The sequence below is a fragment of the Arthrobacter sp. PAMC25564 genome, from assembly GCF_004798705.1.
Lineage (GTDB): Bacteria > Actinomycetota > Actinomycetes > Actinomycetales > Micrococcaceae > Arthrobacter.
In genome coordinates this window covers 2,845,349-2,860,441 of the sequence record NZ_CP039290.1, presented here as the reverse complement: position 1 = coordinate 2,860,441, position 15,093 = coordinate 2,845,349, and the positions used below count along the sequence as shown (strand labels likewise).

At 67.5% G+C, this 15,093-nt stretch carries 13 protein-coding genes; 7 read left to right on the top strand and 6 right to left on the bottom strand.

The genetic code is table 11. The features are described from left to right. The first annotated feature begins 103 nt into the window (after positions 1–103). On the top strand, positions 104–1,084 hold the full coding sequence (locus E5206_RS13370; protein ID WP_136324137.1) for a LysR family transcriptional regulator: 981 nt from the start codon (positions 104–106) through the stop codon (positions 1,082–1,084). Positions 1,085–1,183: 99 nt separating this feature from the next. Next, entirely contained in the window at positions 1,184–1,501 is a 318-nt protein-coding gene (locus E5206_RS13365) for a DUF6457 domain-containing protein (protein ID WP_136322913.1), read from the top strand. A 113-nt stretch (positions 1,502–1,614) separates the two neighbouring features. Here E5206_RS13365 and E5206_RS13360 read toward each other — a convergent pair whose 3' ends face one another. Then, complete coding sequence (locus E5206_RS13360; protein ID WP_136322912.1) at positions 1,615–3,966, bottom strand: FdhF/YdeP family oxidoreductase; 2,352 nt, start codon at positions 3,964–3,966, stop codon at positions 1,615–1,617. Positions 3,967–4,205: 239 nt separating this feature from the next. Here E5206_RS13360 and E5206_RS13355 point away from each other — a divergent pair, with 239 nt between their 5' ends. Further along, positions 4,206–4,721 carry a TspO/MBR family protein gene (locus E5206_RS13355; RefSeq protein ID WP_136322911.1) on the top strand — a complete coding sequence of 172 codons (516 nt, stop codon included), beginning with the start codon at positions 4,206–4,208 and terminating at the stop codon, positions 4,719–4,721. 9 nt (positions 4,722–4,730) lie between these two features. Here the strand turns inward: E5206_RS13355 and E5206_RS13350 are convergent, their stop codons facing one another. Continuing rightward, on the bottom strand, positions 4,731–6,488 hold the full coding sequence (locus E5206_RS13350; protein ID WP_136322910.1) for a long-chain-fatty-acid--CoA ligase: 1,758 nt from the start codon (positions 6,486–6,488) through the stop codon (positions 4,731–4,733). A 250-nt stretch (positions 6,489–6,738) separates the two neighbouring features. Between E5206_RS13350 and E5206_RS13345 the strand changes: the two genes are divergently transcribed. From E5206_RS13345 to E5206_RS13330, 4 genes are all read left to right on the top strand, one after another. Then, positions 6,739–8,121: an MBL fold metallo-hydrolase gene (locus tag E5206_RS13345; RefSeq protein ID WP_136322909.1), complete on the top strand. Its 1,383-nt coding sequence runs from the start codon at positions 6,739–6,741 to the stop codon at positions 8,119–8,121. Next, positions 8,118–9,434 carry an erythromycin esterase family protein gene (locus E5206_RS13340; protein WP_136322908.1) on the top strand — a complete coding sequence of 439 codons (1,317 nt, stop codon included), beginning with the start codon at positions 8,118–8,120 and terminating at the stop codon, positions 9,432–9,434. The genes E5206_RS13345 and E5206_RS13340 overlap by 4 nt, the downstream gene beginning before the upstream one ends. Before the next feature lie 141 nt (positions 9,435–9,575). Beyond that, a complete protein-coding gene (locus E5206_RS13335; RefSeq protein WP_136322907.1) occupies positions 9,576–10,448 on the top strand; it encodes a universal stress protein in 873 nt (290 codons plus the stop codon). Between the two features lie 109 nt (positions 10,449–10,557). Further along, positions 10,558–11,241 (top strand): hypothetical protein, encoded by a 684-nt coding sequence (locus E5206_RS13330; protein ID WP_136322906.1) that lies wholly within the window; start codon positions 10,558–10,560, stop codon positions 11,239–11,241. Positions 11,242–11,388: 147 nt separating this feature from the next. Here E5206_RS13330 and E5206_RS13325 read toward each other — a convergent pair whose 3' ends face one another. From E5206_RS13325 to E5206_RS13310, 4 genes are all read right to left on the bottom strand, one after another. Beyond that, on the bottom strand, positions 11,389–12,153 hold the full coding sequence (locus tag E5206_RS13325) for a maleylpyruvate isomerase family mycothiol-dependent enzyme (protein WP_136322905.1): 765 nt from the start codon (positions 12,151–12,153) through the stop codon (positions 11,389–11,391). Continuing rightward, positions 12,153–12,974, bottom strand: a complete 822-nt coding sequence (locus E5206_RS13320; protein WP_136322904.1) for a fumarylacetoacetate hydrolase family protein — start codon at positions 12,972–12,974, stop codon at positions 12,153–12,155. The genes E5206_RS13325 and E5206_RS13320 overlap by 1 nt, the downstream gene beginning before the upstream one ends. Beyond that, on the bottom strand, positions 12,971–14,116 hold the full coding sequence (locus E5206_RS13315; protein WP_136322903.1) for a cupin domain-containing protein: 1,146 nt from the start codon (positions 14,114–14,116) through the stop codon (positions 12,971–12,973). The genes E5206_RS13320 and E5206_RS13315 overlap by 4 nt, the downstream gene beginning before the upstream one ends. A 118-nt stretch (positions 14,117–14,234) precedes the next feature. Then, positions 14,235–15,056: an IclR family transcriptional regulator gene (locus E5206_RS13310; protein ID WP_136322902.1), complete on the bottom strand. Its 822-nt coding sequence runs from the start codon at positions 15,054–15,056 to the stop codon at positions 14,235–14,237. Positions 15,057–15,093 lie beyond the last annotated feature (37 nt).

The following is a 15,093-nucleotide window of genomic DNA, read 5'->3' as shown; positions in this document are numbered from 1 at the left end:
AGGGCGCTGGCAACGTCGCGCAGCGCCGATTTCAGGCCAGTCTTGCCCCGCCTGATACGGAGTGTCAATATCGTCATAAGCGAAAGGTTATGACGCCGTGTCGATGACATTGAGCCAGCTCCGCACGTTCGCCCTCGTCGCCCGGCTGGGCTCGCTGCACGCTGCCGCGGAGGCCCTCGGCGTCAGCGAACCGGCGGTGTCCGCTGCTTTGACGGCGCTCCGGCAGGACCTTGGTGATCCGCTCTTCGTGCGCGCCGGGGGAGGCATAGCACTGACCCCCGGCGGCCGGGCGCTGGCCGACCATGCCCAGGACATCGTCGGGCTGGCGGACCAGGCCCGCTGGGAAGTTTCCCACGCCCAGAACGACGCCGGACGGCTGAAGATCGCTGCGACAGCGCCGTTCGCCGAGCACGCGGCCGGCCGGCTGCTGGACCTCTTCACCAAGCGTGCCCCCGGCGCTTCGGTGGACGTCGTGGTCGAGTCCGCCGAGGACCTTGCCTCACTCCTGCAGGAACGCGCGTACGACATCGCCCTGGGTGCCCGTCCGAGCGCGCCGGCGGGTACGGCCGTGAGCAAGCCGGGCCTGGAGTGCGTTCCGTTCCTGCGCTACCAGCGAGCCCTGGTCGCGGCCGCGGGGCATCCGCTGGCCCGGCCGCACGGACCGGTCTCCGTGGCCCGGCTGCTGGACCGGCCGTGGTTTGCCGGACCGGCGGGGATCCAGGACAGCTCGGAGGAGGGACGCTGGCTGGCGTCAATGGGGGTGGCGCCGGAGGTCATCCGGCTCAGCAGCGAGACGGAAGCCTTGGCTGCGGTCCGGGCGGGGGAGGGCATCATGCTGGCGCTCGGCCACATTGTCCGGGCCGAGTTCCAGGGCGGGGTCCTCGTCCGGCTGCCCGTCGTCGGGACACCGGTCACAGGCCTGTGGTGGGCGAGCACCCTGGACCACCACCGGACCACCACGATGGCGCAGACGCTGCAGCGCTTCGCCGGCACTGCCGACGCGACCGCCGCGATGGTCGCCCCGGGCGGTTCGCGGGGGCTCGAGCGCCGGGGTTCGAAGTTCCACGTCGCGCTGTGGAGCTGAGGACGGGAGCCGCCGTGGAGCATTGCACAACACCGCGGTCGGTGCTAACCCTTGTGGGGAACGCTAACCGACTGACGCACCCTGTGAAGAGGAGTAAAAATGACGTTGCCCCGGGACGAAGACAGTTCGCTGCGGCACTGGAGCGCCCGCCTGATCCAGGCATTGCAGATCCTTGACCTGGAAGTGGACCACGGGAAGATCGTCCAGGTCGCGGACGAGTCGCTGAAAGCCGTGGGGCCGCACGCGGATGCGATCAGTGCCTTCATCGTCGGCTACGCCGCGGGCACCGCCTCGACCCACGGCCGGAAGAGCACGCAGGACGCCGTCTATGCCGCTGCAGACAAGGTCATTGAGTTGTGCGAGCACGGCGAGTCCGGCGGCCCTGACGAAGAGGGCTGGGCCAAGCGGGCCCAATAGCGGCAGCCAGCCTCCTCGGGACATGCCCTCCCTTCGGACCCGGGAATGGACATGTTGGCAATATGTCCATTGCCCGCGGTCTGGACTGGGCATGTCCCGTGGAGCGGGCGGCCCTACCGTGCCTGGGCCGCGCCGGATGCCAGGCTGGCCGGACCGTCCGGGGTCTGGTCCTTGCTGGGTTCGAGCCGGACAATCACCGCCTTTGAGACTGGAGTGTTGCTGCCTTCGGCCGTGTGGTTCAGCGGCACCAGCACGTTGGCCTCCGGGTAGTAGGCGGCCGCGCAGCCGCGGGCGGTGGGGTAGGAAACCAACCGGAACTTGCGGACCACGCGTTCCTCGCCGTCCTCGTATACGCCGCGGATATCGACATACTGCCCGTCGGCAAGGCCGAGTTCGGCGATGTCCTCCGGGTTCACGAACACGACATGGCGGCCCTTCTTGATGCCCCGGTAGCGGTCGTTATGCGAGTAGATGGTGGTGTTGAACTGGTCGTGGGAGCGCATGCTCTGCAGGATCAGCGTGCCTTCCGGCTTCTCCACGTGTTCCAGCCAGTTGACGGTCAGCACTGCCTTGCCCGTCGGTGTGGGGAAGGTGCGGGAATCCCGCGGCCCGTTCGCCAGGATGAAGCCACCTTCCTGCCGGATCCGCTCGTTGTAGTCCTCGCAGCCGCCGACGACCCGCGAGATGTGGTCCCGGATCAGGTCGTAGTTCTTCTCGAAACCGTCCCAGTCGGCCTGGACCGTGTCACCGACCAGCGCCTTGCCGAGCCGGCTGACGATGGCCGGTTCGGAGAGGAGTTGGTGTGAAACCGGTTCAACGCTGCCCCAGGAGGGGTGCACGGCGCAGACGGTGTCCTCCACCGACACGAATTGTGGCCCCGACTCCTGGACATCGATCTCGCTCCGGCCCATCGTGGGCAGGATCAGGGCTTCCGCGCCGGTCACCGTGTGGGACCGGTTGAGTTTCGTGGAGATCTGTACGGACAGTTCGGTGTTCTGCATGGCCGCTTCAGCGGCGTTCGTGTCCGAGATGGCGCCGACGAAGTTGCCGCCGAGCGCCACGAAAGCTTTGATCCTGCCGTCGCGCATCCTGTTGATGGTTTCCACGGCGTCCACGCCGTGTTCCCGGGGCGGCTCGAAGCCGAACTCCTTGCCGAGGGCTTCCATAAAGGACTGCGGCATCTGCTCCCAGATGCCCATGGTGCGGTCGCCTTGGACGTTGCTGTGGCCCCGGATGGGGGACGCGCCGGCGCCGGGCTTGCCGATGTTGCCGCGGAGCAGCAGGAGGTTGATAATCTCCTTGATGGTGGCCACGCCCTTCTTCTGCTGGGTGATCCCCATGGCCCAGGTGATGATGACTTTCTCAGCCTTGAGGTAGCGGGCGGCGACCTCATCGATGTCCTCGCTGCGCAGGCCCGTGGCTTCCAGTACGGCGCGCTCATCCAGCCCGGCCAGGTGCTCCTTGAGCTCCTCAAGTCCCTCACAGTGTTCTGCCAGGAACGCGTGGTCCAGGACCTTCCCGGGGTTCTTTGCCTCGGCATCGAGGACGCGCTTGGACACGGCCTGCAGCAGCGCCATGTCGCCGCCGATCCGGATCTGAAGGAATTGGTCCGCGATCTGGACGCCGTGGCCGATGACTCCGTTGACCTGCTGCGGATTCTTGTACCGGCGCAGGCCGGCCTCGGGCAGCGGATTGACGGCGACGATCTTGCCGCCGTTGTGCTTGCAGTTCTCAAGCTCGGTCATCATCCGGGGGTGATTGGTTCCCGGGTTCTGGCCCATGACGATGATCAGGTCCGCGTTGGCGTAGTCGTCGAAGTTGACGGTGGCCTTGCCGATGCCGATGGTCTGGCCCATGGCCCAGCCCGAGGATTCGTGGCACATGTTGGAGCAGTCCGGCAGGTTGTTGGTGCCGTAGCCGCGGACCAGCAGCTGGTAGAGGAAGGCGGCCTCGTTCGACGTCCGGCCGCTGGTATAAAAGGCAGCCTCGTCAGGTGAGTCCAGGCTCTTGAGCTTGTCCGCGATGATCCGGATCGCTTCGGGCCAGGTGACCGGCTTGTAATGGTCCTCACCGGCCGGCTTGTGGACCGGCTCCGTGAGGCGGCCCTGCATGCCCAGCCAGTACTCGGAGCGGCTCCGCAGCTCGCTCACGGAATGCTCCGCCCAGAACTCGTGGGCGATGACCACCGGCGTCGCCTCCCACGTGACGGCTTTTGCTCCGTTTTCACAGAATTCGAAGGCCTTGCGGTGGTTCGGGTCCGGCCACGCGCAGCTTGGGCAGTCGAAGCCGTGCTTCTGGTTCATGGCCATAACGGTTTTGCGGGTCCGGTTCAGCCCCATCTGCTCGATCGCCGGCTTCATGGAGTGGTATACGCCCGGGACGCCCGCGGCCCAGCTCTTCGGCCCGTTCCCGACAACAAGCTCTTTCTCGGACGGTTCCTCGACCTGAGGAGTCTTACGAGTCACGTGAACTTCCCTTCTGCAACCACCGACGGTTCAGGCCGGCGCTTATCTACCACTACGCACCCGACCCTTTGGCCTGTTACAGGCCTATCAGCTGTGCCGGAGTGCCGCAAGGGTTTTGCCGTCGACGGCGGCGCGGCAGTTCCGTAGCATGTGCGGTACGCGGGGCTGCCGTGGTGAGCGGGGTCCGCCGGGATCCTGCGCCTGGAGACGGCGACAACGATGCGAACAGAGGAGCAGCGATGAAACTGATGACCGTGGTGTGGACGGCGGCTGCGACCGCAGTGACGGCGGCGGCCGGCGGGGCAGCGACGGATCCGGAGAGCCGCTGGTACCGGCGGCTGCGCAAACCCGATTGGCAGCCGTCCGCCATTGCCTTTCCCGTGGTGTGGACAGCACTCTACGCGGACCTCGCCGTGAGTTCCGCCGTCGCCCTGGACAGCACAGCTGCGATAGACGCTCCCGGCGGCGAGTCCAGGCGGCAGCAGATCCGCGCCTACCGGGGTGCCCTGGCCGCCAACCTCGTTCTCAATGCGACGTGGAGCTGGCTTTTCTGGCGTGCCCGCCGGCCGTGGCTGGCCGCGGCGGAGTGTGCCGTGCTGACGGCGAGCAGCGCCGACCTGGTGCGGCGGACGTACCGGTTGAACCGGACCGCCGGAGTGTCCTTGGCCCCGTACGCCCTCTGGTGCGGATTCGCCACTGTCTTGTCGACCGAAATCGCGAGACTCAATCCCGGCGCGGCCGTGAGGCAGCAGTAGTCACCCGGTTCAGCGCCCCGCCACGAGGGCGTCCCTGATTTCACGGCGCAGGACCTTGCCGATGAGCGAGCGCGGGAGCACCTCCAGGACTTCCACCCGGCGCGGCACCTTGTACGCCGCGAGATGCTTGCGGGCAAAGGCCAGCAGCGCGTGCGCATCAACCGTGGTCCCGGCGGACGCGACGACGGCGGCCACCACGTCCTCGCCGCCGCCGGGACGGGGCAGGCCGACCACCGAGACCTCGGCGATGCCCGGGTACCCTGCGAGGACGTCCTCCACCTCGGAGGGCGAGACGTTGAACCCTCCGGTGATGATCAGTTCCTTGATCCGGTCCCTGATGGTGACGAAACAGTCCTTGTCCACCGAGACGATGTCGCCGGTGCGGAACCATCCGCCTTCGAGCAGGACCTCCTCGGTCTCCTCCGGCCGGTTCCAGTAGCCGGCGAAAACCTGCGGCCCGCGGATCAGGAGCTCGCCTTCCTCGCCCGGGGCACGGTCGGTCAGCACGTTCTGCGGGTCCACGACGCGGATGTCGGTCAGCGGAAACGGCACCCCGACGGTTCCCGGTTTCCGGCTGGGACCGAAGGGATTGCCGAGGGCGATGGGGGAGGTTTCCGTCAGCCCGTAGCCTTCGATGAGGTACCCGCCGGTCGCCTTCTCCCAGGCCTCCACCGTCGACGTCGGAAGGTTCATGGCCCCGGAAATGGAGAAGCGGATGCTGCCCAGCCCGACGCCGCGCTCCGCCGCCGCGGCGGCGATCCGGTCATAGATCGGCGGCACCGCCGGCAGGAAGGTGGCCGGTGACTTCCTGAGCGCCTTCAGCACGAGGTCGACGTCGAACTTGGGGAACAACACGAGCTTCGCGCCGATGCTCAGTGCAAAGGTCATGCAGAGGGTCAGCCCGTAGGCGTGGAACATGGGCAGCACCGCGTAGACGGTTTCGCTGCCGTCGCGGAGCCCCGGCACCCAGGCCCGGCCCTGCGCGGCGTTGGCCCGCAGATTGGCATGGCTGAGCATGGCGCCCTTGGGCTGGCCGGTGGTGCCGGAGGTGTACTGGAGGACGGCGAGGTCCTGGGCCGCGGGACGGGGGTGCTTGTTCTTCAGCTCGCCGGCTTTGAGGAGCTCCTTCCAGCGCAGCACCGTGCGGGGGGCCGGCGCCGTGTGGGCCGTGGGTGCATGCTTCCCGACGGAGAGGGCAGCACGTGCCTTGCGGGCCGCGGGCACCGGAAGCCGCAGCGCCAACCGCTGCAGCAGCGGCATCGCCGGGATCAGTTCCACCGAAACAATGCTCCGGACCCCGACGTCGGCGGGCAGTAGCCGGACCCGTTCCACTGCCTTGTCCCAGACGATCGCCACGGTGGCGCCGTGGTCCTCGAACAGGTGGCGCAGTTCGCGGTCCGTATAGAGCGGGTTGTGTTCCACAGCCACCGCTCCCAGGCGCAGCACCGCATGGAAGGCGATGATGTGTTGCGGGCAGTTCGGCAGGACGAGGGCCACACGGTCCCCGGCTTTGACGCCCAGCTTCTTCAGCCCGGCGGCTGCCCTCCTGATCAACACGCCGAGCTCGCGGTAGCTGGTCCGGGCCCCGAAGAATTCCAACGCCGTCCGGGACCCGTAGCGCCGGACGGAGGCGTCCATCAGGTCCACGAGGGAACCCTCGGGAAGTTTGAGGTCCGTGGGAACACCCGTGCCGTAGTGGACCGTCCAGGGGCGGTCAGCCCCGGTGCGCCCAGGGGCTGGTGTTCCCCTGCTGCATTTCCTGCTCATCGTGCGTCCTTGCCGCTGCGTCCGCCGGAGTCTGTTTCCGGCTTTGCGCCCGAAAAAGCCTATCCGGAAATCCTATCCGTGAGCAGGAGCGGTTCGCGAACGTGACTTTCGGCCCTAGGGGCGGTCACGGCGGAGGCGGAAGCTTGAGGGTAAGTCGCGATGCACAAGTCAAACGCGTTCTCGTCCATGCACCCGTCGTGGCTCTGGCAGCCCGTTGCCGGACGGACACGGGCAGCGGAACGGGAGCACCATGAAACAAGAACAGCCGAGCCTCCGGTTCCTCGGAGCCACCGATACCGTCACCGGTTCCCGGTACCTGATCGAAGCCGGGGGCAAACGCGTGCTGGTCGACTGCGGACTCTTCCAAGGCTACAAACGCAGCCGCGAGCGTAACCGGGTCCCTTTTCCCGTCCCGCCGCATTCCATCGACGCAGTTGTCCTGACCCATGCGCACCTGGACCACACCGGCTACGTTCCCGCGCTGGTCCGCGACGGTTTCGGCGGACCTGTGTACGCCACGGAGGGCACCACCGAACTCTGCAAGCTCATCCTCCCCGACAGCGGACACCTGCAGGAGGAGGAGGCCCGCTATGCCTTCCATCGGGAATCGTCCAGGCACAGCCCGCCGCTTCCACTCTACACCGCGGCTGATGCCGTGAAGTCCCTGAACAGCTTCAGGATCCAGGGCTTTGACGACCCGCTGGAGCTCGGCGGCGGCATGGAAATGACCTTCCTGCCCGCCGGTCACATCCTGGGGGCCTCGCAGGTCCACGTGCAGATGGGCTCGCAGTCCGTGCATTTCACCGGCGATCTGGGGCGGGCGGACGACCCGTTCATGTATCCGCCGCGCCCGCTCGTCGAGACCGGCGTGCTGGTGACGGAATCCACCTATGGGAACCGGAAACACTCCACCGAGGACCCGGAGCAGCAGCTGGGCGAAATCATCAACCGGGTCGCGAAGCGGGGCGGAGTCATCATGTTCGCCGCGTTCGCCGTCGGCAGGGCCGAGACGCTGCTGCTGTATCTGTCCAGGCTCCGGAGGAAGAATGCAATCCCGGACATCCCGGTTTACCTGAACAGCCCCATGGCCATCGATGCCTCCGGGATGTACCAGCGGCACCCCGAGGAACACCACCTCAAACGGGATGAATACGAGAACATGTACAAGCTGGCCAAACTCACGCGCACGGTGGATGAGTCCAAGCTCCTGAATCTCCGGGGCGGTCCGATGATCATCATTTCGGCCAGCGGCATGCTCACCGGCGGCAGGATCCTGCACCACATCGCCGCGTACGGCCCGGATCCGAAGAACGCCATCATCCTCAGCGGCTACCAGGCCGGGGGAACCCGCGGCGCGAGCCTTGCAGCCGGCGGGCGCGAGCTCCGCATCTACGGCGAGGATGTCAGGATCCGCGCCGAAGTGGTCCAGATGGAAAGCCTGTCCGCCCACGCCGACGCCGACGGTGTCATCGCCTGGCTGAAAGCCGCAGAGAAAGAGCCCCGCATGACCTACATCACGCATGGCGAGCCGGAAGCCTCGGACGCCCTCCGGATCCGGATCAAACGGGAACTCGGCTGGCGGGCCAGAGTGCCCGAGCACCTGGAGACCATCTCCATCGGGGATCCGCGATGAAGCCCGGGGCGGTCACGAAAACCTCCGTGCTGCAGGAGATCCACGCCCTCGCCCGGCCCCTGAAGACCGACCGGGACCTGGACGGGCTCGTGCGGCGTGCCGCGGACTGCCGCTTCGTCGCGATGGGTGAGGCCTCCCACGGGACCCACGAGTTCTATACCTGGCGGGCCACGCTCAGCCGGCGGCTCATCGAGGAGCAGGGCTACAACTGGATCGGAGTCGAGGGGGACTGGCCGGACTGCTGGCGCATCAACCGCTGGGTCCGCGGCCAAGGCAGCCAGGACCAGGGTGTCCACGCCCTGCTCGCCGGCTTTGAACGCTGGCCGACCTGGATGTGGGCCAATGAGGAGGTGGCGGGCTTCCTGGACTGGCTGCGCACCTGGAACGCCGGCCGTCCGATGGCCCGGCGGGTCGGTTTCTACGGACTGGACGTCTATTCGCTGTGGGATTCCCTGCGGGAAATCATCGGCTGGCTTGAGCAGCATGAGCCCGACGCCGTCCCGGCGGCCATGCGCGCCTGGCAGTGCTTCCTGCCGCACCACGAGGACCCGCACGAATATGCCTGGAACACCCGGCTGGTCCCGGAGTCCTGCGAGGCCGACGTCGTCGGCCTCCTGACGGAGGTCAGGAACCGGGCGTTCAGCCCCGGGGCCCACGACGAGGAGGCCTTTGACACCGTCCAGAATGCCGAGGTGGCAGCCAACGCGGAGCACTACTACCGCGTCATGGTCCGTGGCGACCGCCAGTCCTGGAATATCAGGGACCACCACATGGCGGACACCATCGACCGGCTCAGCCACCACCTGGGCGCCGGGTCCAAGGGTCTCATCTGGGAGCACAATACCCACGTCGGGGATGCCCGGGCCACCGACATGGCCCAGGACGGCCTCGTGAATGTGGGCCAGCTCCTGCGCGAACGGCACGCCGGCGAAGGCGTGATGCTGGTGGGGTTCGCCGCCCACCGCGGCGAGGTGATCGCCGCGGACGCCTGGGGCCGTCCGGAGCGGATCCTCCCGGTGCCGCCCGCCCGTCCGGGCAGCCACGAGGACTTCCTGCATGAAGCCCTTGGTGTGCCCGCGGTCCTCGAGTTCAGCGACGACCGGTCCGGCCCATGGCTCTCGACCTGGCTCGGCCACCGGGCGATCGGGGTGGTGTATCAGCCGGAGCGGGAACTCGGGAACTACGTCCCCACCCGGATGGGGGAGCGCTACGATGCCTTGATCTGGCTCGAACGCACGGCAGCCCTGCGGCCGGTGCATCATGAGGAGCCGCCCCGGGAACCCGAGTTCGAGACCGAGCCGTCCGGTTTCTAGGCCGGCGCTACCCGCGCAGATGGGTGGCTTGAGGGGCTTAAGGCCCTAACCGGCTGCCTGCCGACGGCCCAGACTGAAGTGTCGGCAGTCCGTTGTGCTGCTGATGCACGGATCACGCGATGGAGAAGAGCAGGATTCAGAATGAATAAACCAATCGTCGTCGGTATCAACGGGTCTGCGGGCAGCGAGGCCGCCTTGGCGTGGGCCCTCCAGCGTGCCTCCCAGCACAAGGTTCCGGTCATCGCCATCCACGCGGTGGATGACCGCTGGATGTCCCCGGACTTCCAATACCACGAACTCATCAGGCAATCAGGGATGGAACTGCTGCAAAAGGCGCAGGCCAGCGCCAGCGAGCAGGTCCCCGGTGTGGAGGTCGATATCCAGTTGCGGCACGGCAGCGCGGGTGCCGCCCTCAGGGAAGCGTCCAAGGAAGCCTCGATGGTGGTGGTCGGGGCGCATGACCGGCATTGGCTGGACGGCGGCCCGATGACGGACCGCGCCCTGCAGGTCGTTTCCTCCTCGGCCAGCCCAGTTGCCGTCATCCCCACCACCCGCGGGACGGGAGACCACGGAGTCGTCGTCGGCGTGGACGGATCCGAGGAGTCGCTCCAGGCCGTCTCCTTCGCCGCCGCCGAAGCTGACCGTGGCGGCGATGAGCTGACCGTGGTCCTTGCCTTCCGGAGCCCGGCCCGGTGGGTCGAGAATCAGCTGCCTTCGAGCGGGCTGGCCGAGACCATCGTCGAGGAGGACCGTGTGGTCCTCGCCGAATCGGTGGCAGGACTCGGTGACAAGTATCCGGACCTCGTGGTCCATCAGCGCCTCGAAACGGATACCGAGCCGGCCAAGGCCCTGGTCGACATCGCGCGGGAGGCGCGCCTGCTGGTGATCGGCAGCCGCGGGCGGGGAGGCTTCTCCCGGATGGTGCTCGGCTCCACTGCCCATGCCGTGCTGCTGAACGTCCCGTGCCCCACCATCGTCACCCGGGTGCACAAGGTCAAGCACGACGAAGACTGACGCCGAAGTACCCTGAGCAACGCAAGGGGAGCCCCGCACAGCCGGGGCTCCCCTTGCAATGTGCCAGGTTTCCCTTGAGGCACGTCCCGGCCGGTGGCACGATGGACGCGTGGACCCCTTTTTCAGTTTTGTCAGCCACTACTGGTGGCTGGTCTTCCCCATGAGCGGGCTGATCGGCGGCTGGGCGCGGTCCTGGTCCAAAGCCAGCGAACGCCGGCACCGGCGGCGGGTGGAGCTCTACCAGCTCCGCAACCAGGCCACGCAGGCGGTGCAGGCGAGCCAGACCGAGGTCCTGGCGCTGATCGCAACGCACGATGCCGTGAACCGGCGCTGGCTCGACTACGAACTGGATGTGGGAAAACTCATCGACTATCCGGTCATGACGGACGTCCGCGAACCGCTCACGGTTGCGTTCCTGCGCGCCAAGCGGGAAGCCGACGGGCTGCGTCCCGCCGCCCCGGGAGACATCGCGTCGGCGGCCCGGCTGGCGGAGTACCGGGCGGCGGTGAACAGCTTCGAACTGGCGTTCGATGTGGCCGAGCGGGAGGCCAAACGGATCAAGGACAGCAATTTCACCGGACCCGAACGCCAGCGGCTGGCGACGGCCCGGCAACTGCTCCGGATCGCCTCCGACGGTGCCGCCACACCGGCCGAACGGCAGACTGCCTACAAGCGGGCCCGGCGCGAACTGGACGGGCTGATTGTTCTGCCCGAAGCGACCGTGGCGGCCCTGGAGGAAAAGATCGCAGGGATTCTCGACGCCGGAAGGGCCCCTGACCGGCATCAGGGCTGACCGGCGCCCCCACCAGCGCGGAAGGCCGGACGGGGCCGCGAAACCCGGTGCCCCAACAAGGAAAGCCCCCTCGATGAGGGGCCTTTCCTTGTATCCTGAACGGTCTCGGGACCCGGCCCGGATGCTGCCTGGCCTAGGAAAGTCCGCCTAGATCCACTTCGGTGCTGCCGGAACCGCACCCTGGGCCGCGTCCGCGGCGGGTCCGGCGGCGGTTACGCCGCCGTTGCCCCGTCCGGCGGCCCATTCGACGACCGAGGGAAGCGGGCCGGAGACCACTGTCGGGGACTCGGCCGTCGTGTCGCCGAAGGTGAGTTCCTGATCCTGGCCGGTGACCTTGACCACGAGCCCGGTGTCGGTGCGGCGGGTTTTCCAGGCGCCGGTGATGTCTTTGAGCAGGCGTTCAAGGACCGGGGCGGGGATGTCGGCAAACCTCGCGCCGTTGTCCAGGTCCACGGCGTGCATCCAGACTTCCCGGCTGCGCATCCAGACGGTTTCGCTGGCGGGGACTTCGCGGCCCTGGATGGTGCGCACTTTGTGGTGCCAGGCGTCCTCGGGCAGGTCCCGCCATTCGACGTTCAGGTGCACGGCGGAGTGGTCGAAGAGGTGCCGGAGCGCGATCGGGGACAGGGTGGCGCCGAAGTTGATCTCGTGGTCCCGGACGTCCGTGGACGCGTACATCGGGGTTTCCACCCCGGTGGCTGCCCACTCGACCAGGCGCGCGATGGCCCGGGCGTTGTAGCCGATGTGCGCGGTGATGTGGCGGCGGGTCCAGCCCGGCAGCAGCGTATCGCCGTCGAGCTCCGCGTCGGTGAGTTCGTTGAGCTTGCGGGCGAAGAACGCGGTGCCCCGGCGTGCCTGCAGCAGGGCTGCGAGCAGTTCGGGGTCCGTCGTCTGGTCGTGGCGTGCAACCATCAGGCTTCCTTGACGACGCGGTTCTTCAGCTGGCCCAGTCCCTCGATGGTGGTGACCAGGAGCTGGCCTTCCTGGAGGTAGCGCTTGGGGTCCTGGGCGTGGCCCACGCCTCCGGGGGTGCCGGTGGCGATGACGTCGCCGGGGTTCAGGGTGATGATGGTGGAGATGTAGGAGACCAGGAATTCCGGGGTGAAGACGACGTCGTTGGTGGGGGTCTGCTGCTGGATCTCGCCGTCGACCGCGGTGGTCATCAGGCCGCCGCTGAATTCGTCCTTGGTGACCAGGGCGGGGCCGAACGGGGTGGACTTCTCCCAGGTCTTGCCCTGCAGCCACTGGATGGTGCGGAACTGGTAGTCGCGCATGGACACGTCGTTCAGGACGGCGTAGCCGGCGATGTGGTCCGCGGCGTCGGCTTCGGCGATCCGGCGGCCCTTCTTGCCGATCACGACGGCGAGTTCGGATTCCCAGTCGACCGTGGACGATTCCTGCGGCAGGGCCAGGTCATCGTTCGGGCCGATCAGGGATTCCTGGTACTTGGCGAACAGGGTGGGGTACTCCGGGACTTCCCGGCCCATTTCCTTGATGTGGTTGCGGTAGTTGTGCCCGACGCAGATGATCTTGCCCGGGAACGGGACGACGGCGTCCAGGTCCGCGCCCTCAAGCGGGTGCGTGGCACCGGCCGCGGCCTTCGCGGTGGCCTCCCAGCCGGCGGTGTTGAGCAGTTCCCCGACGTTGGCGAAGCCGTCGATCTCGGTCAGGGTGGTCCCGTCCTGGCGCACTGCCTTGGTTCCGTTCTTGGTGCGGAGGGTGAGGAGTCTCATTTGTTGTTGCGTCCTTCGATGTAGGTGCGGTTGAAGTTCAGGCGTTCGAAAATGGGGGCGTCGCTGAAGCGGAACAGGTCGAATTCCGTCCCGGCCTGAAGGTCCGCCTGAAGGGACCAGGCGGCCCAGGACGGGACGACGAACAGGTCACCCTTGGCCAGGTTCTTCGTTTCCCCGTTCAGGACCACCGTGCCGGTGCCTTCGAAGACCTGCCAGACACTGGAACCGACCTCACGGACGGTCTCGGTGCCGGCCCCGGCGCGGAGGCGGTGGAACTCGGCCCGGATGGTGGGCATCACGTCCCCGCCCGTGGTGGGGTTGGTGTAGCGGACCGCGGCGTGGCCCTGGGACACCGTGGCCGGGTGGCCCTCGTCCTCGAGCAGCAGCTGCTCGGCCAGGGCCCGGTCGGTGTATTCCCAGCGGTACGCCGCGATGGGGGAGCTCGTGGTGTCATCCAGGCCCGAGAGCGGGCGCAGGCCCGGGTGCGCCCAGAGCCGCTCGGAACGGGAGATGTCCGGGGTCGCCTCGTCGGTGACCCGCTCGGTGCCGAACTCGAAGAACCCGGCGTCGGCGTAGTGCACGAACGGGATGTCCAGGCCGTCGATCCACGCCATCGGCTCATCGGTGTCGTTGTGGTGGCCGTGGAAGTTCCAGCCCGGGGTCAGCAGGAAATCCCCGCGCGACATCCGCACCGGATCCCCGTTCACAACGGTCCAGACGCCCTCGCCCTCGACGACGAAGCGGAACGCGTTCTGGGAGTGGCGGTGCTCCGGGGCGGTCTCACGGGCACCGAGGTACTGGATCGCGGCCCACAGCGTGGGGGTCGCGTACGGGGTCTTGCCCAGGCCCGGATTCGCCAGGGCGATCGCACGGCGTTCCCCGCCCCGGCCCACCGGCACCAGGTCACCGGCGCGCGCGGCCAGCGGGTACAGATCGTTCCAGCGCCAGACGTGCGGAACGGCTTTGGGCGTGGGGACCATCGGCATCAGGTCCGCGATCTCGGTCCACAGCGGGATCAGGTTCTCGGACTCAAAGTCCTGGTACAGCTGCTCCAGCTGGGCAGCCTCCTCCGGCGTCGGCTCCGCAGCGATGTGCTGCGCGGCGACTGACTCATGCGTGGTGTTCTCGGCGCTGATGGACACGTGGACCTCCTCGGTTATTGCAGAACGGTTCTTAGGCGTATGCCGACTCTACGGAGCCGGGTGTGTGACATCCAACATATTCTGCAGAACAGAATCACCGCCCGGGTCCGGGCCGGGATCAGTCCGGCTCCGCGGGATTGGCTGCGATCTCGATCTCCAGCTGGCGGCAGGTTTCACGCATGGCGGCCACCAGCCCGGCGTCGAAAACGCTGCGGAAGCGGGTCGCCGGAGTGGCGACGCTGAGCGCCCCCACGACCTGTCCGCGCCGGTTGCGCAGCGCGATCCCGAGGGCACTGACGCCGTCCTCGGTGCCCTCGAAATTTGCGGCGAAACCGTTGCTGCGGATGGCGTCCAGCTCGCGCAGGAATGCCGGGTATTCGCCCTCCGGAATAGCATCGGCACCAGTATCAGCACTGTTGCTGCGGAACAGCTTTTCGAGCATCGGCGGTTCCAGGTCGGCCAGCATGGCCTTGCCGCCGGAGGTCTTGTTGGCGGGCAGGACAGTTCCCTGCCGGTCGCCCACGCGGAGCACATTGTCTCCCTCGACAGTCGCCAGAAACCGGACTTTCGTACCCACCCGGACCATGAGGTTGACCGTTTCATTGAGCCGGCCCGAGAGGAGTTCCATGTGGGGCAGTGCGAGGCCGCGCAACAGCCGGGTCCAGCTGAGTCCGGCCGGCCCCACGCCCATTGCGGGGCCCGGAACGTAGCGGCGCGTTTCATCCTGGACGGCGAAGCCCCGGTAGACGAGCATGGCGAGCAGCCGGTGCGCGGTGGACGGTGCCACCCCGAGCTCGGCGGCGGCGTCCTTGAGCCGCAGGGCGCCGCCGTCGCGCAGGAGCTGCAGGAGCTGCAGGGCGTTGTCCACTGCTTCGATGGAATAGGTGGGCCGCTTCTGGATGGGTCTCCGGGAGATCCTGGCTGATGGCTTGTTCTGCACATCAGAATTGTATTGTGGTTCACCTGCGGTGAAGACG